Source organism: Nonomuraea angiospora (genome assembly GCF_014873145.1).
Taxonomy (GTDB): Bacteria; Actinomycetota; Actinomycetes; order Streptosporangiales; family Streptosporangiaceae; genus Nonomuraea; species Nonomuraea angiospora.
Genome location: NZ_JADBEK010000001.1, coordinates 2,590,494 through 2,610,138, shown reverse-complemented (window position 1 = coordinate 2,610,138; position 19,645 = coordinate 2,590,494). Strand labels below are relative to the sequence as shown.

The 19,645-nt window shown below is 71.4% G+C and carries 22 protein-coding genes and 2 pseudogenes; 11 read left to right on the top strand and 13 right to left on the bottom strand.

Features of this window, described 5'->3' with window-relative positions; all coding sequences use genetic code 11:
• Positions 1 to 3: 3 nt before the first annotated feature.
• Genes H4W80_RS11990 through H4W80_RS11980 form a run of 3 tightly spaced genes read left to right on the top strand, consistent with a single transcriptional unit; the run spans position 4 to position 4,518 of the window.
• Positions 4 to 1,275, top strand: coding sequence for a class I SAM-dependent methyltransferase (locus tag H4W80_RS11990; RefSeq protein ID WP_192785165.1), 1,272 nt, complete (start codon positions 4 to 6; stop codon positions 1,273 to 1,275).
• Complete coding sequence (locus H4W80_RS11985) at positions 1,265 to 2,575, top strand: class I SAM-dependent methyltransferase (RefSeq protein ID WP_192785164.1); 1,311 nt, start codon at positions 1,265 to 1,267, stop codon at positions 2,573 to 2,575. The genes H4W80_RS11990 and H4W80_RS11985 overlap by 11 nt, the downstream gene beginning before the upstream one ends.
• Positions 2,572 to 4,518, top strand: coding sequence for a condensation domain-containing protein (locus tag H4W80_RS11980; RefSeq protein ID WP_192785163.1), 1,947 nt, complete (start codon positions 2,572 to 2,574; stop codon positions 4,516 to 4,518). The genes H4W80_RS11985 and H4W80_RS11980 overlap by 4 nt, the downstream gene beginning before the upstream one ends.
• A gap of 43 nt (positions 4,519 to 4,561) precedes the next feature.
• Here the strand turns inward: H4W80_RS11980 and H4W80_RS11975 are convergent, their stop codons facing one another.
• The 8 genes and pseudogenes from H4W80_RS11975 to H4W80_RS11935 all read right to left on the bottom strand — a co-directional run bounded on the left by H4W80_RS11975 (position 4,562) and on the right by H4W80_RS11935 (position 11,590).
• Positions 4,562 to 5,494, bottom strand: a complete 933-nt coding sequence (locus H4W80_RS11975) for an NAD(P)/FAD-dependent oxidoreductase (protein ID WP_192785162.1) — start codon at positions 5,492 to 5,494, stop codon at positions 4,562 to 4,564.
• A gap of 289 nt (positions 5,495 to 5,783) precedes the next feature.
• Positions 5,784 to 6,575, bottom strand: a complete 792-nt coding sequence (locus H4W80_RS11970; protein ID WP_192785161.1) for an ABC transporter permease — start codon at positions 6,573 to 6,575, stop codon at positions 5,784 to 5,786.
• Entirely contained in the window at positions 6,572 to 7,501 is a 930-nt protein-coding gene (locus H4W80_RS11965) for an ABC transporter permease (RefSeq protein WP_192785160.1), read from the bottom strand. The genes H4W80_RS11970 and H4W80_RS11965 overlap by 4 nt, the downstream gene beginning before the upstream one ends.
• Positions 7,498 to 9,039 (bottom strand): ABC transporter substrate-binding protein, encoded by a 1,542-nt coding sequence (locus H4W80_RS11960; RefSeq protein ID WP_192785159.1) that lies wholly within the window; start codon positions 9,037 to 9,039, stop codon positions 7,498 to 7,500. The genes H4W80_RS11965 and H4W80_RS11960 overlap by 4 nt, the downstream gene beginning before the upstream one ends.
• 78 nt (positions 9,040 to 9,117) lie before the next feature.
• The gene (locus H4W80_RS11955) at positions 9,118 to 9,822 is read right to left on the bottom strand and encodes a TIGR03943 family putative permease subunit (protein WP_192793432.1); all 705 of its coding nucleotides are present in this window, start codon (positions 9,820 to 9,822) and stop codon (positions 9,118 to 9,120) included.
• Positions 9,807 to 10,542 (bottom strand): annotated as a pseudogene (locus H4W80_RS60585) (permease). The gene H4W80_RS11955 and the pseudogene H4W80_RS60585 overlap by 16 nt, the downstream one beginning before the upstream one ends.
• Before the next feature lie 69 nt (positions 10,543 to 10,611).
• Positions 10,612 to 10,782: a helix-turn-helix domain-containing protein gene (locus H4W80_RS11940; RefSeq protein ID WP_192785158.1), complete on the bottom strand. Its 171-nt coding sequence runs from the start codon at positions 10,780 to 10,782 to the stop codon at positions 10,612 to 10,614.
• Between the two features lie 40 nt (positions 10,783 to 10,822).
• Positions 10,823 to 11,590 carry a class I SAM-dependent methyltransferase gene (locus tag H4W80_RS11935; RefSeq protein WP_318786821.1) on the bottom strand — a complete coding sequence of 256 codons (768 nt, stop codon included), beginning with the start codon at positions 11,588 to 11,590 and terminating at the stop codon, positions 10,823 to 10,825.
• A gap of 114 nt (positions 11,591 to 11,704) precedes the next feature.
• Between H4W80_RS11935 and H4W80_RS11930 the strand changes: the two genes are divergently transcribed.
• Both H4W80_RS11930 and H4W80_RS11925 read left to right on the top strand, forming a co-directional pair.
• Positions 11,705 to 12,106, top strand: a complete 402-nt coding sequence (locus tag H4W80_RS11930; RefSeq protein WP_192785157.1) for a hypothetical protein — start codon at positions 11,705 to 11,707, stop codon at positions 12,104 to 12,106.
• Complete coding sequence (locus H4W80_RS11925) at positions 12,097 to 12,381, top strand: hypothetical protein (RefSeq protein WP_192785156.1); 285 nt, start codon at positions 12,097 to 12,099, stop codon at positions 12,379 to 12,381. Before H4W80_RS11930 ends, H4W80_RS11925 begins: the two co-directional genes overlap by 10 nt.
• On the opposite strand, the gene rpsR is transcribed toward H4W80_RS11925, so the two are convergent.
• Positions 12,357 to 12,584: a 30S ribosomal protein S18 gene (gene rpsR, locus H4W80_RS11920; RefSeq protein ID WP_192785155.1), complete on the bottom strand. Its 228-nt coding sequence runs from the start codon at positions 12,582 to 12,584 to the stop codon at positions 12,357 to 12,359. The genes H4W80_RS11925 and rpsR overlap by 25 nt on opposite strands.
• Entirely contained in the window at positions 12,581 to 13,723 is a 1,143-nt protein-coding gene (locus tag H4W80_RS11915; protein WP_318786820.1) for a CobW family GTP-binding protein, read from the bottom strand. The genes rpsR and H4W80_RS11915 overlap by 4 nt, the downstream gene beginning before the upstream one ends.
• Positions 13,724 to 13,796: 73 nt before the next feature.
• Here H4W80_RS11915 and rpmG point away from each other — a divergent pair, with 73 nt between their 5' ends.
• The 5 genes from rpmG to rpmF are packed head-to-tail and all read left to right on the top strand — an operon-like array spanning position 13,797 to position 14,908.
• Positions 13,797 to 13,961: a 50S ribosomal protein L33 gene (rpmG, locus tag H4W80_RS11910; protein WP_192785153.1), complete on the top strand. Its 165-nt coding sequence runs from the start codon at positions 13,797 to 13,799 to the stop codon at positions 13,959 to 13,961.
• Positions 13,958 to 14,203 carry a type B 50S ribosomal protein L31 gene (locus H4W80_RS11905; RefSeq protein ID WP_192785152.1) on the top strand — a complete coding sequence of 82 codons (246 nt, stop codon included), beginning with the start codon at positions 13,958 to 13,960 and terminating at the stop codon, positions 14,201 to 14,203. The genes rpmG and H4W80_RS11905 overlap by 4 nt, the downstream gene beginning before the upstream one ends.
• Entirely contained in the window at positions 14,203 to 14,439 is a 237-nt protein-coding gene (gene rpmB, locus H4W80_RS11900; RefSeq protein ID WP_192785151.1) for a 50S ribosomal protein L28, read from the top strand. The genes H4W80_RS11905 and rpmB overlap by 1 nt, the downstream gene beginning before the upstream one ends.
• Positions 14,439 to 14,738: a 30S ribosomal protein S14 gene (gene rpsN, locus H4W80_RS11895; protein WP_192785150.1), complete on the top strand. Its 300-nt coding sequence runs from the start codon at positions 14,439 to 14,441 to the stop codon at positions 14,736 to 14,738. The genes rpmB and rpsN overlap by 1 nt, the downstream gene beginning before the upstream one ends.
• A gap of 2 nt (positions 14,739 to 14,740) precedes the next feature.
• Positions 14,741 to 14,908, top strand: a complete 168-nt coding sequence (gene rpmF / locus H4W80_RS11890; protein ID WP_192785149.1) for a 50S ribosomal protein L32 — start codon at positions 14,741 to 14,743, stop codon at positions 14,906 to 14,908.
• 454 nt (positions 14,909 to 15,362) lie between these two features.
• Here the strand turns inward: rpmF and asnB are convergent, their stop codons facing one another.
• The 3 genes from asnB to H4W80_RS11875 all read right to left on the bottom strand — a co-directional run bounded on the left by asnB (position 15,363) and on the right by H4W80_RS11875 (position 19,267).
• Entirely contained in the window at positions 15,363 to 17,204 is a 1,842-nt protein-coding gene (asnB, locus tag H4W80_RS11885) for an asparagine synthase (glutamine-hydrolyzing) (protein ID WP_192785148.1), read from the bottom strand.
• A gap of 133 nt (positions 17,205 to 17,337) precedes the next feature.
• The gene (locus tag H4W80_RS11880) at positions 17,338 to 18,525 is read right to left on the bottom strand and encodes a cytochrome P450 (RefSeq protein ID WP_318786819.1); all 1,188 of its coding nucleotides are present in this window, start codon (positions 18,523 to 18,525) and stop codon (positions 17,338 to 17,340) included.
• Between the two features lie 106 nt (positions 18,526 to 18,631).
• The gene (locus tag H4W80_RS11875; RefSeq protein ID WP_192785146.1) at positions 18,632 to 19,267 is read right to left on the bottom strand and encodes a TetR/AcrR family transcriptional regulator; all 636 of its coding nucleotides are present in this window, start codon (positions 19,265 to 19,267) and stop codon (positions 18,632 to 18,634) included.
• A gap of 95 nt (positions 19,268 to 19,362) precedes the next feature.
• On the opposite strand from H4W80_RS11875, the pseudogene H4W80_RS64500 reads away from it, so the two are divergent.
• Positions 19,363 to 19,434: pseudogene (locus H4W80_RS64500) on the top strand (Mu transposase C-terminal domain-containing protein); the annotation flags it as partial.
• Between the last annotated feature and the right edge of the window lie 211 nt (positions 19,435 to 19,645).

The following is a 19,645-nucleotide window of genomic DNA, read 5'->3' as shown; positions in this document are numbered from 1 at the left end:
GCCTTGACCGACGAAGCCATCCTTGACCTGCTGCGCGACCACCCATGGGTGGCCACGGCACGCCGCGGCCCCCAGGGCATCCTGGTGCGCCCGCGTCCCGAGACGCTCGAAGCGCGCCCCCGCCCGGGAGCGCTGCTGCGCGAGTTCCTGGAGCATTGGGGAGACGTCTACGACTGGGTGTACGAAGGCTCTCCCAAGCCCGGCGAGCCCGACTTCTCCGGCTGGCGCGCCTCCGACACCGGCCGGCCGCTGCCCGAGGAGCACATGGCCGACTGGCTCCGGTGCACCGTCGACCTGGTGCTGAGCTGCCGCCCCTCACGCGTGCTCGAACTCGGCTGCGGCAGCGGGCTTCTGCTGCACGCGCTGCGCGAGCACCTGACCGCATATGTCGGCACCGATGTCTCCGCCGCCGCCGTCGAGCGGCTCGGCCCGGTGACCACATCAAGGGTCGCGGTCGTCCGCGCCGCAGCTCACGAGGCCCGTTCAGAACAGGTGACGAGGGCGCTGGCCGGCACCATGGGGCCACAGGCCCGGCCCGACTGCGTCCTGCTGAACTCCGTCACCCAGTGCTTCCCCCACCTCGGCTACCTGCGGGCCGTGCTGCTCGACGCCCTCGACCTGGTCGCCCCCGGCGGCACGGTGATCGTCGGCGACATCCGGCACGCCGGGCTCCTCGGCCACTACTGCCGCTGGGTCGAACGCGTCAAGGACCCCGAAGCGGACTCAGCCGAGATTGAGCGGCGGGCAGCGCGACGGGCCGCGCAGGAGGAGGAGATGCTGCTCGACCCGCGCACGATCGCGCGCATCGGCCTGGAGGCGGGCCGGCCCGTCGCAGTGTCGGCCCACGCCCGCACCATGGCCGACGACACCGAGCTCACCCGTTACCGCTACGACCTCGTCCTGCACGCCGACGCAGAGCAGGCTCCCGGCTGGCCCGGCTCGGGGCTGCGCGACGGCCTCCCCAACGCGCTCCTGGACGACTCCCCGGGCGCGAGCACCCCCCACGCCCTGCGCATTGAAGGATCGGTCCTGCTCGATCTCGTCGATCCGGCCCGGCTGGCCGTGGCCCGTCCTGCGTCGGCCGGGCGGTTCACGGCCGAGAGCGTCGCCGCCCTGGCCGAGGGCGTCGAACCCGGCCGGCTCGCGCACGAGCCCATGACCGCCTTCGTGGCCCGGCGGCTGCCCGAGGTGCTGTACGACCACCTGCGTGCGGCCCTTCCCGGCACGCCGCTTCCTGTCATAGGCGTGGAGGAGGCGCCCGGCGATGTCCGTTGATCTGCCCTCGTACGAGGATCTCCGGCTGGTCCGCTGCACTCTCGAAGCCCTGCCCGGCGTGGGCGAGGCGGAGGTCCTCCTCATCGCCGACGGCCCCAGGGCGGCCGTGTCAGCCTTGGTCTCCGACGGCCGCCCGCTGCCGGAACCCACGGTCGCCGCCTTGCCACCGGCACGGCTCGGCAATGGTGAGACGCAGGTCGTGCCAGGCTGCCTGGCGGCCATGGAACGGGCGGCCGTGCTGGCCATCGCCCACACCGTGCACACCATGGGGTCGTTGAGCGACAGCGCGGACGCGCTCGGAGCCGCCCCCCGCCATCGGTGGATCGTCCGCCGCTGGCTGGCCGCGCTCGCCTCCGAGAACCTGCCGGTGCCCCCGTCCCGCCAGGAGCTGACCCGCGCCATGCGGGACCTCGACGCCGCCCGCCAGAAGCTCGGATACCCGGCCGAGATGGGCCGCTTCTTCCAGACTGCGCTGCGCAGCCTGCCGCGGCTCGTGCGTGACGAGATCAGTCTGCAGTCCCTGCTCTTCGCCGGCGGAGGCATGACCACCGCCCGGGGCAACTACCGCGACAACCTGATCAGCCGCCACCTCAACAGGGCGGCGGCCGAGGCCGTGGCGGCACGCGCCCCCGCCAGGGTGCTGGAGATCGGCGCGGGGGTGGGCGCCACCACTGACGCGGTCCTCGCCGCCGTGGGCGAGGTGGACTACCTGTTCACCGACGTCTCCGCGTTCTTCCTGGACGCCGCGCGCGAACGCTTCGCGCACCGGCCGGGACTGCGCTACGCCCTCCTGGACGTCAACGTCCCGATGGCGCTGGACGAGCAGCCGTTCGACGTCGTCCTGGCGGCGAACGTCCTGCACAACGCCCGCCACGCCGGCCGCACTCTGGCCGCGATCCGCGAGCTGCTGGCACCCGGCGGCACGCTCGTGCTGATCGAGTCGTGCGTCGAACACCACCTGGTGTCGGCCTCGATGCACTTCCTCATGTCCCCGCGGGCCGATGCGCTCCTGCCCGGCTTCGCCGACGTCCGGCAGGACCAGGACCGCGTGTTCCTGGGCCGTACCGAATGGATCCGGCAGCTCGCGGCGGCCGGGTACCGGGACGCGCGCGTCGAGCCCGCTCCCGGCGACCCGCTCGCCGCGGCCGGACAGTACGTCTTCACCGCCGTACGCGGCGACCGCCACTCGCCCCCCGCTCCGCTGCTGTCCAAGGCGGCCGAGGCGCTGCCGCCGCACCTCGTCCCTCGCGAGATCCACACCGTCGACGCCCTCATCACAGATCGGAGCCACCGCCCGTGACCCTAGACCTCGAACCCACGCTGCGCCGGATCTGGGCGGACATCCTCGACCTCCCCGAGAGCGGCATCTCTCCGGGTGACAGCTTTCTCTCCCTGGGCGGCGACTCCGTGCTCGCCGTCCGCACCGCCGCCCTCGTCCGCAGGCGGCTGGGGGTGGTGCTGGCGATGTCCGACCTCCCGGTGCAGCACACGCTCGCCGACCTCGCCGCCGTCGTCCGCGAGCGCGGCTCTGTACGCGGTGCCGACGTGCCCGACCTCAAGGTGGCCCGCCGGGACGACCCGCTCGCGCCGTTCCCCCTGCTGCCGCTCCAGCAGGGCTACTTCGTCGGCCAGCAGGACGGCTGGGAGCTGTCGTACGAGTCCGCGCACCACTACGCGGACCTCGGCCTGACCGGCGTGGACGGCGACGAGGCCGCCGAGGCTCTGAGCGACGCTCTGCACCGGCTCGCCGCACACCAGCCCGCGCTGCGGGCACGCATTCTGCCCGACGGCAGCCAGCGCATCCTCGACCTGGACGCGTCCGGCGCGATCCCGTCCCTGACCGTCCACGACTGGCGCGCACTCGACCCCGAGGAGGCCGCCCGGCAACTGGCCGGGCTCCGCGCCGGCATGCGCGCGCACGGCCCTGACCCGGCCATCGGACCAGGCATCGACCTGCGCCTCAGCCTCCTGCCGGACGGGCGCGGCAGGCTGCACTCCTCCATGAGCCTGCTCCTGGTGGACGGATGGTCGTCCGGCGTCTTCTACCGCGACCTCTTCGCGTTCGCCGCCGACTGGAACACCGTGCTCGCGCCGCTGGACATCGACTTCGGCGACTACGTCACCGCCGTCCAACGGCTGCCGGAGACACCGCAGTGGCAGGCCGACCGCGACTGGTGGTGGCAGCGGCTCGACGCCTTCCCCCAGCCGCCCGCGCTGCCGCTCGCGGCCGAGCCGGACGCCGTACGGGCCGACGTGATGCGCAGCCTCGAAGCGCGGCTGGCTCCCGAGCGCTGGGCCCGCGTCCAGGAGCTGTGCCGCGCACACGAGGTGACGCCGTCCGCCGCGGCCCTGGCCGCCTACGCCGTCGCGCTCGCGCGTGCCGCGGGGCACCGGCGCTTCCTGCTCAACAGCCTCCAGCTCAACCGGCTCCCGCTGCACCCCGACGTGCACCGAATGGTGGGCGCGTTCTCCTCCACCGTGCTGCTGCCGGTCGAACTGCCGGAGCAGGCCTCGTTCGCCGACCTCGCCCGCAATCTTCAGACGCTCACCGGCGAGGCGCTCGCGCACAACCTCGTCTCAGGCGTCGAGGTGTCCCGAGAGCTCGCCCGCCGACGGGGTACGACCCGGCCGGTCGCGCCCGTCGTCTTCCAGAGCACGCTGGGGGTCGACGCGGCCATGGGCAGCTCGATTCCGGAGGAGGCCGGACCGCTGGGCCGCATCGACCTGGCGGACCACCGGCAGGAGCTGCGCACCCCGCAGGTGGCCATGGAGGGGCGCCTGTACGAGGCCAGGGGCGAGCTGGTGATCGTGCTGTCGCTGGTGGAGGAGCTCTTCCACGCCGCCGACGTGGAGCGGCTGTTCGCCACGTTCACCGCGCTCCTGCGATCCCTGGAAACGCCGGAGGGCTGGGAGAGCAGCTGTGACCTACCGGGGGCAGTGGACCCGGACGGCGGCCTCCGGCTCGGTGCCCAACCCCGTGTGACCGCCGGGCAGGACGGCGGCCCGCCGCGCGACGAGCTGGAACAGGCGGTGGCCGACTGCTGGCGCGAGCTCCTCGACCTGCCGGAGCACCATCCAGTCGACCGGGCGGCGGAGTTCTTCGCGCTCGGTGGGGACTCACTCATCGCCATCCGGATGCTCACCCGCCTGGCCCGCTCAGGACTCCCGCACGTCACACCCCGGGCCTTCCTCACTGCGCCCACCGTCGCCGGCCTGGCCGCGGCCATCCGCACGAAGCGCTGACCTGACGGCCCGGCGGCCGCGTGCCGCCGGGCCGTGCCATCGTTCAGCTCGCGTTCGGGGCGGGCAGCCCGGCGTCCTCCCGGAACAGCTCCTGGTCCACCCATATGGCGGCTCTGGCGCCGTCTGCTGCCCCCATGACCACGAAGGTCATCGCGTCCGGCAGTGCCTCCAGCCGGGCCATGTCACCCGCGGCGTACACCCCGCGTACGGAGGTCTGCTGGAATTCGTCGACCCGCACGCACCCGTCCGGCAGCAACTCACAGCCGAGGCGCTCGGCCAGGTCGGAGTGCTGCCTGATGCGTGTCCGGTGGAACACCGCGCCGCGGGCGAGCGGCCGCCCGCCTTCCAGGCGCAGCTCAAGAGCGCCGAACTCGCCGCGTACCTCCGTGACCCGTTCCTCCCGCACCGCCACTCCGGCCTTCTCCAGGCGCTCGCGGTGCTCGTCCGGCGGTGCCTCGCCGTTGCCGCACAGTACGACGTCGCCGCTGAAGCGGTCGGCGACGTACAGGGCGAGCATGACGCTCGGGAAGTCGGAGCCCAGAACGGCGATCGGCTGCTCCCTCGCCTCGTAACCGTGGCAGAAGGGGCAGTGGAACACGCTGCGGCCGAACCGCTCGGCCAGGCCGGGAACGTCGGCGAGGACGTCGGTCTGACCGGTGGCGAGGACGAGTTTGCGCGCCCGCTCCCGCCCGCCGTCGGCCAGGGTCAGCTCGAAGCCCGAGGCGATGGCCGACGCGTCGACGACCTCGGCGGATCGGGTCTCGACCGTGGGGTAGGCCCGCAGATCCGCCTGCCCCGCCTCCCTGAGTGCTGTGGGTGAGAGACCGTCGCGGGACAGCAGCATGTGCGTCTCCTGCGCGGGGGCGTTGCGCGGTGCGCCGCTGTCCAGCAGCAGCACGCGCCGCCGCTGCCGCCCCGACACCAATGCGGCGTTCAGCCCCGCCGGTCCCGCACCCACCACGACGACATCGAACATTTCGTGTGCATCCCTTCGTTACAGGCCAGATATGCAACGATAATCATTTTCACGCGTGGGATGCCAGAGATGTGGCGGAAAACGCAAGAATCATTGCGATGGCTGGGCAGCGTGCTGATGCGCACCAGCGATGGTGAATCGGCACTCATGGCCCAGGCGATGCGCCTGGCCGTGTCCGCTAGTGCCTGCGACGCGATTCCAGATTCGCTCCCAGCTCCCGTGTCGCTGAAAACGCTGCGCCTCGTCCTGCAGCATCGTCCCAGTTGATCCGGCAGCGGCCGAAGGTTCCTCAATCGGGACTCTGACCCGGCTCGCGGCGGGCGTCCGCGACGAGCGCGACGGCCAGCCCCGTGACGGCGAGGGCGAGGGCGGGCACGATCGCCAGGCGTGGCGTGGCGGCCAGCAGGGGCGTGGCCTCGCTCACCATGCCGCCCCAGTCGGTCTCCGGTGGCGGCAGCCCGATGCCGAGGAAGCTCAGCGAGGTGACGGCGATCAGCGTCCTGGCGAAGTCCGCGGTGGCGACGGTCAGGACGGGCCCGGCGATGTGCGGTCCGATGGTACGCCGGAGCAGGTAGAACGGGGTGGCGCCGATGGCCCGCGCGGCCAGGACGTAGTCGGAGGAGGCCACCCGCCGGGTCGCCGTGTGCGCGACGAGACCGCAGTTGACCCAGCCGAGCGGTACGAGGGCGGCCAGGACGGTGACGTACCCGGGCGGCAGCACGCCGGCCAGCGCGAGCGCCAGTGTGAGACCGGGCAGGGCGAGCGCCGTGGTGGCGGCCGGCCGCAGCAGCCGGTCAGGCAGGCCGCCGGGGAGCCCCGCCGCGGTGCCGAACAGCGTGCCGAGGACCGTGGTGATCGTCGTGATGGCCAGCGCGAACAGCAGGGAGATGCGGCCGGCCGCGGCGGTCCTGGTGAGGAGGTCGCGGCCGAGCTGGTCGGTGCCGAGCCAGTGTTCGGCGCTCGGCGGCAGGAGGGCGTCCTCCAGGTCGGGCAGGTTCGGGTCGTACCCGGACAGCATGGGGGCGAGCAGGCAGAACAGTACGACCAGGGCGAGCAGCGCGGTGCCGGCGCGGCCGGTCATCGGCGGCGCACCCGCGGGTCGGCGGCCGCCAGGCAGAGCTCGACCAGGGCCAGGACCAGTACGGTCGTGACTGCGGTGACCAGCACGTACGCCTGCACGACGGGCAGGTCCCGCTGCCTGATCGCCGACACCGCGAGCTGCCCCACGCCCGGCCACGAGAACAGCGTCTCCACCACCACCGCGCCGGCCAGCAGCTCCGCGAGCACCGTGCTGGCTGCCGTGATGGCGTTCGGCGCTGCCACGCGGAGAGCGTGCACCATGATCGCGCGCCGGGGGCGCAGCCCCTTGGCGGCGGCGAGTTTGACGAACGGCAGCCGTAAGGCCTGGGCCAGGTCGGCCCGGAGCAGCCGCAGCAGCGTCGCGGCGCCCGCCAGGCCGAGGGTGAGGGCGGGGAGCACTACGGCGCCGGGGCTGTCCGCGCCGCCCGTGGGCAGCGCGCGCAGGCCGACCGCGACGACGCTGATCAGCAGGATCCCCACGATGTAGGGCGGGACGCCGGCGATCGCCACCGTCAGGAGCGCGATGGCGCGGCTGTCGAGCGCCCCCGGCCTGAAGGCGGCCCTGACGGAGGCGAGCACGGCGAGTGCGACCGCGACCACCGCCGCCGCTCCCGCCAGCCGCAGTGTCGCCGGAACTCGCGAGAAGATCTCGGCGGCGACGGGGGAGCGGTCGGTGTAGGAATGTCCGAAGTCGCCACGCAGCAGGGCGAGCAGCCACCGCAGATATTGGGTGAACAGCGGCTGGTCGAGACCGAGTTCGGCGCGCAGCGCCGCCACGCTGCGCGCGGTCGGCTGGATGCCGCCGCGCCGCAGGATCTCCTCGGCCGGATCGCCCGGCGCGAGCGAGGTGAGCAGGAAGACCAGCACCGACAGGCCCAGCAGCACGAGCAGGAGCTCGGCGGCGCGCCGCAGGACGGTGGCCGTCACCTCAGGGGGGCCAGCTTGCCGAGGTCGACCACGTACGCCACGCTCTGGGCCACCCCGCCGACTTTGCTCGTCGTCACGATGGGATTGTCCTGGTACGCGAGCGGGATCATCGGGCGGTCGGTGGCGAGCAGCCGCTGGACCCGGTGGTAGAGGTCACGCCGCCGGGCCGGGTCGGTCTGCTCGGTGGCCTGGTCGATCAGGTCGTCGAAGTCGGGGTTGCGGTAGCCGAGCTTGCGCTCGACGTTCCAGGAGGCGTCGGAGCGCAGGAACCGGCGGAACAGGTAGTCGGCGTCGCCGTTGGGCACGCTGTAGGCGCTGAGGAAGAGGTCGTAGTCTCCGGCCTCCATCACGGACTTGGTGGCCTCGGCCACGGTCACCTTCGCGGGTAGTCCCGCCTGTTCCAAGGCCGCGCGCAGCACCTCGGCGATGTCGGTGTAGGGGAACTGTCCGGTCTCGGCCGAGGAGATGAGGATGGAGACGGGCGCGGTCGGCGCACCTGCGGTGGTGACCAGCTCACGTGCCTTGCCGGGGTCGTACCTCACGGTCGATCCTGGCTCGGCGAGGTCGCCGAAGACCGGTGACAGGAACCCGGCGCCCGCGCGGGCGGTGCCGGCGAGGAGTTTGCCGGCGATGGCCTGCCGATCGATCGCCAGGTCGGCCGCCTCGCGCAGGCGGGGATCGGAGAACGGCTTCCGCGAGGCGTTGAAGGTCAGGTAGTGCGTCAGCACCGAGGGGCTGCGGACGACCCGGAAGCCGCCGGCGACCGCCGCGACCTGCCCGGGCAGCAGCGCGCCCTTGTCGATCAGCCCGTCCACCTCCCCGGCACGCAGCGCCGCGACCCGCGCGTTGGCGTCCGGGATCACCCTGACCACGATCTTCCTGTAGGCGGGGGCGGTGCCGTAGTAGTGCGGGTTGACGGCAAGCTCGGCCCGCTGGCCCTTGACCCAGTTCACCAGCGTGTACGGCCCCGTCCCCACCGGCTTGCCGGCGAAGTCGCCCGAGGGCGTGAACGCCTTGGGCGACTGGATCATGCTGTAGAAACCCGCCAGCCTGCTCGGCAGGTCGGCCAGCGGCCGGTCCAGGACGAACGTCACCTTGCCGCCCTCGGCCCGGACCTCGCCGAGCTTGCCGTAGGCCGCCTCCATACCGGCGTCCAGGCTGAAGAACGCCGACTGGCGTGGCGCGATCCGTAGGAACCGCTTGATGTTGGCGACCACCGACTCGGCGGTCAGCGGTGTCCCGTCGCTGAACCGTACGCCGTCGCGCAGCGTGAACGTCCAGCGCCGCCCCCGGTCCGCGCTGTCCCAGCCGGTGGCCAGCGCGGGAACGGGCCGCAGCTTGTCGTCCACGGTCACCAGGGGCTCCCACACCCGTAACGTCTGGTGCGTGTAGTACGGATCCGCGGGACCGGCGACGAGGTCGCGCGGGGCGGCAAGGGTCAGCTGCCGGTCGTTCCCGCCTGGCGGTTCCTGGCCGCCGCACCCCGCGAGGAGCATTCCCAAGAGCGTCGCCAGCATGATCGCGGCTCGTTTTCGCATCCCGATCTCCGATCCAGAGGCCCGTATTCAGGTGTAAACGATAACCGTATTCATTCTGTGATGGCAGATCGAGGGGCGCTATTCGTACGGCTCCACGGGTGGGGATATCGGGTGGACGTCGGAGGCGGTCATCGCCGGTACGTACGTGTCCGATGGCCGGCCCTCTCGGGGGATCCAGGTGCCGGTGACTCGTACCCACGTGTCCGTGGCCGGAGCGGGGGCTCCTCTGATGATGACCTTCATGGTCAGGGCGTCGGCGGCGCAGCAGCTGATCCGCATGCGAGCGATGTACCACTCGGCCTTGGTAGGAGACGGCAAGACGAACCCGGTCAGGCGGACGGTCTTGCCGGCGAGCGATCTGATCGGCTCGTACCAGGCCCGGTCGGCGAATTCGGCCAGGCTCAGTACGTTCACCCGGTCGCTCTTGAGCGGTCTGACGGGCTGCGCGTCCACGAGGGCCGGCGGAGCTGGGGGTGGGGCCTGCTGGGCAGCGTACGAGCCGAGTGCGGGAGGTGCGATCATCACGATCGCGAACACGGGCGCGGCCAGCAACCACGCCACCCGCGGACCGTGGCCGTGGGCGCCGGGCCTGCCCAGCCAGCCCTGAACGACAGAAAGCAGGCCCAGACCCACCAGCACCGCACCGGCCCCCACGAGCAGCGGCCGGAAGCCGGGCTTGACGTAGTTGACGTACGTCGTGGAGAACGCGGAGATGGTCAGCAGCACGGCGCCGAGGATCATCAGGAGCGCCCCCTGCGTCTGGCGGCTCACAGCAGCGCCCATCCCGCGACGAAGCTGACGCCGATCGCCAGGGCAAGCGTGAGCGGCACGAAACGCCAGGTGAAGGCCCGTCCGAAGGTGCCCGCCTGGAGCGCGATGAGCTTCAGGTCCACCATGGGCCCGACCACCAGGAACGCCAGCTTGGCCGTCGGGGAGAACGCCGTGAGTGAGGCCGCCACGAACGCGTCCGCCTCCGAGCAGATCGACAGCAGCACCGCGAGCAGGGCCAGCCGTGCGGCGAGGCGCCGGCAGCCACTCGCCCCGCCCGAACCGCGCCCAGATCCACCCGGCCAGCACGGCCACCGCCAGCGAGGCGGCGAACCGCGCGACCACCATCGAAGGGTTGTTGAGGAAGGCCACCGGCACGGACGCGCACTCGCAGCCGGGCAGCACCGCCCCGGCCACCCCGGCGACGGGCACCGCCGCATAGACGGGACGTGGCAGCGCCCTGGTCCAGAACGACGCGGGCACGAACGCGGTGATGGCCGCCGACAGGGCCACCCCGAACACCAGGAACGGCAGCGCCTGCACGCACACCGCCACGAACACCGTCGCCCACGTCTGCAACGCCGGAGCCGTCAGGTGCGGCGCCAGCACGAACCGGCCCACCGCCAGCAAGGCCACCAGAGCGATGAACGCCCATGGCAGCTGGATCCCAGCGGAGTTCTTCGTAGGGGCGTGGCTCTCCTGGCCTGGCAGATCTGCCGTGCTCGGCTGCGTCATCGCTCTCCTTGGCTCCGGCGCGAGCTCATACTGATACGCGGCAGCAGAGTAAGGGTTGATCTCGCAGCGTTAGACCTGCCGTTCCGCCACCATCCCGCAGACGCGGCAGACGAGATGGTGGTGCCTGGCGGGGCCGCACAGCCGATGGGCCGCCAGGACATCGAGCACGAGCAGCCGCTGGTTGGTCACCCGGATGCCAGCCGCCGCCGGCACCGGTCCCCACCGCGCCATATCGGCCATGTCTCCTCCATCGCCGTTGGCGTTGCCCCCGCGCGACTTCTCACTCGGGCGATCTGCTGATGCGCCGCAGCCCGAGGTCGGCTGGGCCGGTGGGGCGGACGTGCAGGCCGTGTTCGGCCAGTTCAGCCTTGAGCCCGTCATGGCCGAGGACCCACCAGGCGTACTCGACCTCCACTTCCTCGGCCGGTTCCTCGTCCTGGAAGACGCGGTAGGTCATGTGCCAGGTGACCTGCTCGGGCCCGGCGGGTTCAGCGCGGCCCCAGCCCTCGTACCGGCGCCGCCCGATGCGCAGCTCGGAGAAGCGGGTGTGCGGCACGGCGATGGGTTCGGCCGGGGGCTGGAGGTTGAGCACGGCCCGACCACCGGGCAGCAGGCGTTCGGCCAGCAGTTGCCAGATCGTGCGGCGCTCGGTGGGGTCGAAGTGGCCGATGACGTTCATCGCGACCAGCGTGCCCAGACGGGGCGGGAGCGCGGCGCGGAGCAGGTCGCTGGGCAGCACGGTCACGCGGTCGCGCAGGTCCGGGTCCTCGTTGACCCTGGCGAGCAGGACCGCGCGCAGGCCTGGCGACGGCTCCACGGCGAAGATCTCCGTCTGGGGCATGGCCCGTGCGATCACCTGGGTGCCGTGTCCGCCGCCGGCCCCGACGTCCACGACCGGTCCGGAGGCTCCGCGCAGCGCCTCGGCCAGCACCGGGTCCAGTGCCGTCCAGACCGGGGCGAGCATCACGTCCACGAACTCGGCGGAGCGTTCGTACTGGTCCATCTCGGTGGCGAGTTGCCGCTGTTGCTGTACGTGGTGAGGCTTCACGCGCGCTCCTTCAGATTCAGTACGGGGGTGAACGGATCGTCGTAACGGGCCCACGCGACGGCACCCGGCAGGCTGTCGCCCTGGCCGATGAGGCAGGAGTCGAGCAGGCCGCAGATGCGGTCGCGGTCGATGCCGGGCCCGGTGAAGACCAGGTGCTGGACGCGGTCGCCGATGATCGGGTTCCAGTCCAGGGCGGCGACGGCCCGGCGGATCGGCGAGATCAGATCCCAGGCGGCCGGGGTGGAGCGGGCGCAGACGGTGCCAGACGACCGTGGTGACCTCGCCGGTCTGCCTGTTGGCCGGGAGCTGGGCGGTGGCGGGGGCGACGCGTTGGGCGAGTTCGTGGACGTCCAGCATGGGACCGGTGACGTCGGGGACGGTGACGATCGGCGTGTGCGGTGCCAGATGGCCGAGCACGGCGGCCGACAGGTCGGTGTCCTCAGCGTCGCCGCCGTGCAGGGACAGGCTGGTGGCGTACTCGATCTGGCGGGCAAGCACCTTGGGGGGTGGCGTTGATCGCCGGCCACCGCGGCCTGCCGGACGAGCTGGGAGAGAAGATCTTGGGTGACGCGGCCATGGGGGTTTGCCGGCACCTCGGCGTGGTCCAAGACGCCGGAGGTGTCGCGGACCACGCGCTCGACTCGGCCCGCGGCGATGGCGTGGTGGATCGCGACGGCTCCCGGATGGCGGTGCGGCAGCCGATCGACCGCGACGGCCCGGGCACTGCCGTACAGGCCCCCGACCAGCGCGACGGAAACGGGTTTGTTCATGCGCTGGGGCGTGAGGAGTAGGGGAGCAGGGCCATCTCGCGGGCGTTCTTGATGGCCCTGGCGATCAGGCGCTGCTGCTGCACGGTGACGCCGGTGACCCGGCGGCTGCGGATCTTGCCCCGGTCGGAGACGAACTTGCGCAGCAGCGCGGTGTCCTTGTAGTCGATGCGGTCGACGTGCAGAAGCGGGTTGGGCTTCTTGCGCGGGGTGCGGCGAGTCTTCATGCGTTCTCCTTGATGGCGAGGATGGGGGCGAACGGGTCGTCGTAGCGGACCCAGGCATCCGGGCCCTCTTGTTCCTCCTCCTGTGTGAGGAGGCAGGAATCGAGCAGGGCCCGGAAGCGACCGGGGTCGAGGTCAGGCCCGGTGAAGACCAGGTGCTGGACGCGGTCGCCGCGCTCGGGATGCCAGTCGAGGTCGGCGGCCAGGCGGCGGGCCGGGGAGACCAGGTCCCAGGCGGCCTCGGGCAGCGCGGCCAGCCAGGGGCCCGCGGCCTCGACGGAGACGATGCCGGCCACGGCGTCCCAGGCCAGCAGCTCGCCTGGGTGGTTGGCGAGCCAGAAGCGGCCGCGCGAGCGTACCGACTCGGTCACCAGCTCGTCGACGGCCTCGAACAGGCGGGCCGGGTGCAGCGGGCGGCGGCTGCGCCAGACGGTGGTGACGATCTCGTCGGTCTGAGTGTCGGCGGGCAGCTGGGAGGTGGCGGGGTCGACGCGTTCTGCCAGCTCGCCGGCGCACACGTGGGTGCCGGTGACCGGTGGCAGGGCCGCGACGGTGTGGACCGGAGTGAGGGGGGCGAGGTGGGCGAGCACCGTACGGGACAGCTCCCGGTCGTCCGCGTCGCCGCCGTGCAGCACCAGGGCGGTCGGGTATTCGAGCTGCCGGGCCAGCACCTCGGCCAGGTAACGCTGGTCACCGGCGGCCGCGGGTCTGCCGACCTCGCTGAGGCGTTCGCCGCGGGTGATGTCATCGGGCAGGGCCGCGGCGTCCAGTGCGGTGAGTACGGCGGCGAGCCGCACGGTCTCCCGGGCCTCGTCGCAGTCGATCGCTTCGGCCACCGAGCGGGGCTCCACCGAGTCCCACAGGTCCACGATCAGCAGGGTCGCGCCGGGCGCCAGCGCAACGAGCTGGGGCAACAGGTCCTCGCGCACGGTGCAGGTGACGCAGCCGTGCGCGAGATGGACCTCGGCCGTGTCGAGCACGCCCGTCCTGTCCCGAATGCCGCGGCGGACGCGCCCGTGGGTGACCTGACGCAGATCGTGGTGGACGGCGAGGGAGCCGGGATGTTCGGCGAGGAGTTGTTCGACGGTGGCGGTGCGAGCCGCGGCGTGCAGGCCCGCGACGAGGACGACCGGGGTGGGCACGGAGCCTCCAGTTGCTGAAACGAAAACCGTTTTCGTTATCATGGCACACTGCAGCAAGTGGAAAGGAACCGTTTTGGCTAGAAATGAGGTGCGTCCCGTGATCAAGCTCAGGTCGACGGCGGGCACCGGCTACACGTACGTGACCAGGAAGAACCGCCGGAACACCCCCGACAGGCTCGCCCTTCGCAAGTACGACCCCACCATCCGCCGGCACGTGCCCTTCAGGGAGGAACGATGAAGAAGGGCATCCACCCCGGCTACCGCCCTGTCGTCTTCCGCGATCCCGGCGCGGACTTCGCGTTCCTCACGCGCTCCACGATCACGAGCGACAAGACGATCGAGTGGACCGACGGCAACACCTACCCCGTGGTGGACGTCGACGTGTCGTCGGCCAGTCATCCCTTCTACACCGGGCGCAGCCGCGTCCTGGACACCGCCGGTCGCGTCGAGCGGTTCAACCAGCGTTACGGGAGGGCCTGATGTCCGCGCACTGCCAGCTCACCGGGGTCAAGCCGGCCTTCGGTAACAACATCTCGCACTCCCACCGGCGCACCCGGCGGCGCTGGGACCCCAACATCCAGCGGCGCCGTTACTGGCTCGAGAGTGAGGGCCGCCACGTCCGGTTGACGCTCAGCGCCCGCGCGATCAAGACCATCGACAGGATCGGCATCGACAGGGCCGTCGCCCAGATCCGTGCAAGAGGAGAGAAGGTCTGATGGCCAAGAAGAGCAAGATCGCCGCGAACGAGCGGCGCAAGGCCGTGGTCCAGCGGCACGCCGCGCGGCGGGCCGAACTGAAGGAGATCATCCGCACCGGCACACCGCAGGAGCAGGCGGAAGCGGTACGGGCACTGGCCCGCCAGCCACGCGACGCCAGCGCCACCCGCGTCCGCAACCGCGACGCCGTCGACGGCCGTCCTCGCGGGCACCTCACCAAGTTCGGCCTGTCCCGGGTGCGTTTCCGGGAGATGGCCCACCGCGGTGAGCTGCCGGGTATCACGAAGGCGAGCTGGTAGCCGTGGCCGTGCCCAAGCGCAGGACCTCCCGCAGCAACACCCGGCACCGCCGCAGCCAATGGAAGGCGACCGCGCCCGACCTTGTCCCGATCAACGTGAACGGGCGGCACCTGCTCGTGCCCCGGCGCCTCGTCCGCGCCTACCAGCGGGGTTTGATCGCCGTCGATTGAGCTGACCCGGCCACCGGGCTCCTGCCGTGCGTGCAAGGCCGGGCGCGGTGGCACGGCAGGATGCCCGGTGGCCGACGCGTCGTGGCGGCCAGTTGCGTCCGGCCATGACACCGCCGTCGACGTCCGCCTTGGGGATGAACACCTCGTAGATCGGGGTGCGCACGACGGGGCGCGACCGCGTTGACGCGGATGCCGTGCCGGGCGATGCGGATCAGTCCGGTGTGGGTGTAGCACCAGTGCAGCGAACGGCCGCCAGCGTCAGTGGCGCCTGGACCAGGCACCCACTGAGCGTGGTTACCTCTACCCCCGCCCTGTCCACTGGGACCGGCGGACGGTGGAGGCGCGGGCGTAGCGAGTTTCGGCACCAGACACGCCGCGGACCCGCCCGCCGTGCCACCCGCACGGCGACCTCTGTCGTGCGCCGAAGCACGAGCGGACCGGTCGTGGGCCGAGGTCAGCTGAGCACCAGGTCCGGGGAGTACAGGTCGATCCAGAGGGCGAGGTTGAGTGCCACCTCCAGGCCCTGCCGGGACGCCTGGTTGATCCGGGGCACGTCGGTGCCGGCGGCGCGGGCGAGCCGTTCGTGGCTGACCACCTCGAACACCGGGTGTGACGGGGTGTTCAGAAGGTCCTTGACCTGGTTCTGCAGCGCTACGGCGTAGGCGGGGTCCTGGGTGGAGGGGTAGGGGCTCTTGACTCTGGCGTACACCGACTGGGGCAGCACATCGGCGGTGGCCTCGCGCAGCAGGCTCTTCTCCCGGCCGTCGAACGACTTCAGCCGCCAGGGCGCGTTGTAGACGTACTCCACCAGCCTGTGGTCGCAGAACGGTACGCGGACTTCCAGGCCGACCGCCATGCTCATGCGGTCCTTGCGGTCCAGCAGGACGCGGACGAAGCGGGTGAGATGAAGGTGACTGATCTGCCGCATCCGATACTCGAAGTCGCTTTCGCCGTCGAGTCGCTGGATCCCGGCCACTGCCTGGCGGTAGCTGTCGTGGATGTAGGTGCCGAGGTCGAGGGCCTTGGTGAGGTCTGTGTTCAGGACGTCGTCGTCGCTCCCGAAGTGCCGCCGGAAGTGCACCAGCCAGGGGAAGGTGTCGGCGGATCGGGCCGCGGGGTCGAAGAACTGCTGGTAGCCGCCGAACACCTCGTCGGCTGACTCTCCCGACAGGGCCACGGTCGAGTGCTGCCGGATGGCTCTGAACAGCAGATACAGAGAGGCGTCCATGTCGCCCATGGCGAGGGGGAGGTCCCTGGCCCGGATCACGCGGGCCCGTACCTCGGGGTCGGCCAGCTGGTCGGAGCCGAGCACGATGTCTTGATGCTCGGTCGCGGAGTCGTCGGCCACGTCGTGGACGTAGGGGCCGTCCGGGGTCGCGCGCAGGTCGTCGGGGATGAAGTTCTCGCTCTGGCCGACGAAGTCGACGGCGAAGCTGCGGATCCTCTTCCCGGCCGCGGCGAGCTGGCGGGCGGCCAGGGCGGTCATGGCCGAGGAGTCCAGGCCGCCGGACAGCAGGGTGCAGCGTGGCACGTCCGCGACGAGTTGGCGGCGGATGATGTCCTCCAGCAGCTCGCGCACCTGCGCGACAGTGCCGGCCTGGTCGTCGTGATGCGGCCGGGTCTGCAGCGACCAATAGACGCGGGTGCGGATGCCCTCGGGGCTGACGGTGACGACCGTGCCCGGCTCGACCTCGCGCATGCCCTGCCAGATGGCGTGGCCGGGGGTCTTGACGAACGCGAACGTCTCCCGCAGCCCGTCCAGCGTCACGGTGCGCGAGGCGAGGGGGTTGGCGAGGATCGCCTTGGGCTCGGAACCGAACAGTACCCCGTCGGCGGTGGGGGAGTAGTAGAAGGGCTTGATACCCATGCGGTCACGGATCATGACGAGCTCGTGCCGGCGGGCGTCCCAGATGGCGAAGGCGTACATGCCGTTCAGCCGCTCGGCGACGGCTTGGCCCCACTCCAGGTAGCCGTGCAGCACCACCTCGGTGTCGGAGTCGGTGGTGAAGCGGTGGCCCCGGTGGATGAGCTGCTGGCGCAGCTGCGTGAAGTTGTAGACCTCGCCGGAGTAGACCATGACCACCGTCGTGCCCGCGTCCTGAACGCTCATGGGCTGCCGGCCGCCGGGCAGGTCGATGACGGCCAGCCGTCGATGGCCGAGCGCGGCGTGGCCCCGGATCCAGGTGCCGCTCTCGTCCGGGCCGCGACAGGCCATGGTCTGCGTCATCGCGTCCACGGTCGCCTGCTCGGCACGCAGATCGCGCTGGTAAGAGATCCATCCCGCGATACCGCACACGGTCGTCCTCCGTTCCGGTTGTTGGTGTGTCGTCGACACGGTGACCTGGCTTCAGCCTCCGTCCCTTGGGTGCGGCAGGGCGTACGCGAGTTGCACAGGTCTGGGGGGTACGGTGTGGGACTTCATGGCGTGATCACCTGTCCCAGGTGAGGGGAAGGGCGTGCACGCCGTAGACGAACATGTCGTCGCGCATCGGGACCTCCTCCGGCGGTACGGCCAGGCGAAGCGTGGGGAAACGCCGGAGCAGGGCGGGGAAGGCGATGTGCATCTCGACGCGGGCCAGTTGCTGGCCCAGGCACTGGTGGACGCCGTGTCCGAAGGCCAGGTGCTGGGACGGCCCCCGGGACAGGTCGAGCTCGTTGGGATGGGCGAAGTGCTCGGGGTCGCGGTTGGCGGCGGCCAGCGCCAGCACGACGGTCTGTCCGGCACGGATGCGCCGGCCGCCGATCTCGACGTCCTGGCGGGCGACCCGGACGGTGCCGAACTGCAGGATGGTCAGGTAGCGCAGGAGCTCCTCGACAGCGTGCTCGATGCCTTCGGGGTGCGCACGCAGGGCATCGAGCTGGTCGGGATGGCGCAGCAGGACGTAGGTGCCCAGGGCGAGCATATTGGCGGTCGTCTCGTGTCCGGCCACCAGGAGCAGCATGCCCAGGCCGGCCAGTTCGTCGTCGGTCAATGCCGTCTGCGGGTCTTGCGCTGCCTGGACCAGAGTGGTGAGCAGGGCATCGTCGGAGTGCTCGCGTTTGGCCGCGACCAGGTCGCGCATGTACTGGCGCAGTGCCCGGCGGGCTTGCCGCGCCTCCTGCTCGGGGGTCCCGAGCCTGAGGAGAGTGGCGGTGCGCTGCTGGAAGACGTCCCGCTCGGCGTAGGGCACGCCGAGCAGCTCGCAGATGACCAGCGAGGGAACCGGCCGGGCGAAGGCCGGCACCAGGTCCGCGGGAGGGCCGGCCGTGTGCATCGCGTCGAGATGGTCGGCGACGATCTGCTCGATCCTCGGGGCCAGATCGCGCATCCGGCGCACGGTGAAGTAGCGGGTCAGCATGCGCCGGTAGCGGGTGTGCTGCGGCGGGTCCATGTTCAGCAGCATCCCGGGGCTGTCCTCGGGGCGGAACGGGCTGGTGCGCACCGGGGAGGACGCCCGTGTCCGGTCGGAGCTGAACCGGTCGTCGGCCAGCACCGCGCGGACGTCCTGGTGACGGGTCAGCAGCCAGCCCACGCCACCGTCGGGGAAGGCCAGCGGGGCGATCGGCTGCTCTTGCCGCAGGCTGTGATACTGCGAGGGCGGATCGAACGGGCAGCTGCGCTGAGTGGGCAAGGCCACGGCAGGAGACTGGGCTGCATCCATGGGACGGCTCCCCCTTTATCAGGTGGTAGTGCCCGCAGCCTCCATAGTACGCCCCCGTACTATACGCACAATGCCCGCCCCGCTACTCATCGTGTTCGTGCGGCGGCGTGCCGAGCAGGGGAGCCAGCGCCCGGTCCACGATGTGGTCGACCAACGCGCGGTCGGGCTGTTCGCCTTCGATGAGCACCTGCATCAGCACCACCGACAGCGGCATCTCCAGCAGCAGGTCCGCGTCGACGCCGTCGGGGATCTGCCCGCGCTGACGTGCTCGGGCCAGCATCGTCCGGGCGGCCTGACGGAGCGGGCGGCGTAGCCGCTCACGCCGCAACCGGGCGAGCTCGGCATCGGTTCTGCTGCCTTCCATCAGCGCGATCGCCAGGCCGCGGTCGAGATGTGTCCAGCCGGCCAGCCACGAGACAAGCAGGTGGCGCAGGTCCTCGACGAGGCAACCGGTGTCCTGGTCGATGACGTGCGGCCGGTGCTGCTCCAGGGCCGCCACCGCCAGGCGCGCCTTGGACGGCCAGCGCTGATAGAGCGTGGCCTTGCTGGCCCGGGCCCGCTGCGCGACCATGTCCATGGTCAACCGCTCGTAGCCCACTTCTGCCAGCAGTTCCAGGACGGCATCCAGAACCTCCCGGCGCCGATCGGGATTGCTCAGTGGCACCTTGCGCGGCCTGCGCGTTTCCCGAAGCGCGGAAGCCGCGTCACCGCTCGACATCTCGTCCGTCCCTCCTGCCCGCGATCCGCGCCGACCGCGCGTTTCATGCACCGTAGCCTTTCGCCTACCCGCCGCATACCTCTGAGCGGCGGGAGAAGTTCGTGCTGCGCCGCGACCCGCGCGACCTCTCCCGGATCTGGGCGCTGGACCCCGATGGAGGCGCCTAGCTGCCGGTGCCGTACCGGCCGCTGTTCAATGGCTCAGGCCGGCGATGAGGGGCGGAGCCTGGCGAAAGGCCGAGATGGGTGCGATCGAACCGACCGGACAGGACGGCGGGCGCTTCGACGACGGCGAGCCAGGACTCGGGTATGCCGTCATTTGGAAAACGCTTTGCGGAACGACGGATCCCCAGGGGCATACGAAAGAGGGAGAGCCAGG

Coding starts and splice junctions, on each gene's coding strand:
- H4W80_RS11875 (WP_192785146.1), bottom strand. CDS start 19,267: ATGTCGAGCGGTGACGCGGCTTCCGCGCTTCGGGAAACGCGCAGGCCG.
- H4W80_RS11985 (WP_192785164.1), top strand. CDS start 1,265: ATGTCCGTTGATCTGCCCTCGTACGAGGATCTCCGGCTGGTCCGCTGC.
- H4W80_RS11955 (WP_192793432.1), bottom strand. CDS start 9,822: ATGGGCGCTGCTGTGAGCCGCCAGACGCAGGGGGCGCTCCTGATGATC.
- rpsR (WP_192785155.1), bottom strand. CDS start 12,584: ATGAAGACTCGCCGCACCCCGCGCAAGAAGCCCAACCCGCTTCTGCAC.
- H4W80_RS11960 (WP_192785159.1), bottom strand. CDS start 9,039: ATGCGAAAACGAGCCGCGATCATGCTGGCGACGCTCTTGGGAATGCTC.
- H4W80_RS11970 (WP_192785161.1), bottom strand. CDS start 6,575: ATGACCGGCCGCGCCGGCACCGCGCTGCTCGCCCTGGTCGTACTGTTC.
- H4W80_RS11975 (WP_192785162.1), bottom strand. CDS start 5,494: ATGTTCGATGTCGTCGTGGTGGGTGCGGGACCGGCGGGGCTGAACGCC.
- H4W80_RS11930 (WP_192785157.1), top strand. CDS start 11,705: ATGCGGTCGCGGTCGATGCCGGGCCCGGTGAAGACCAGGTGCTGGACG.
- H4W80_RS11905 (WP_192785152.1), top strand. CDS start 13,958: ATGAAGAAGGGCATCCACCCCGGCTACCGCCCTGTCGTCTTCCGCGAT.
- rpsN (WP_192785150.1), top strand. CDS start 14,439: ATGGCCAAGAAGAGCAAGATCGCCGCGAACGAGCGGCGCAAGGCCGTG.
- rpmB (WP_192785151.1), top strand. CDS start 14,203: ATGTCCGCGCACTGCCAGCTCACCGGGGTCAAGCCGGCCTTCGGTAAC.
- H4W80_RS11940 (WP_192785158.1), bottom strand. CDS start 10,782: ATGGCCGATATGGCGCGGTGGGGACCGGTGCCGGCGGCGGCTGGCATC.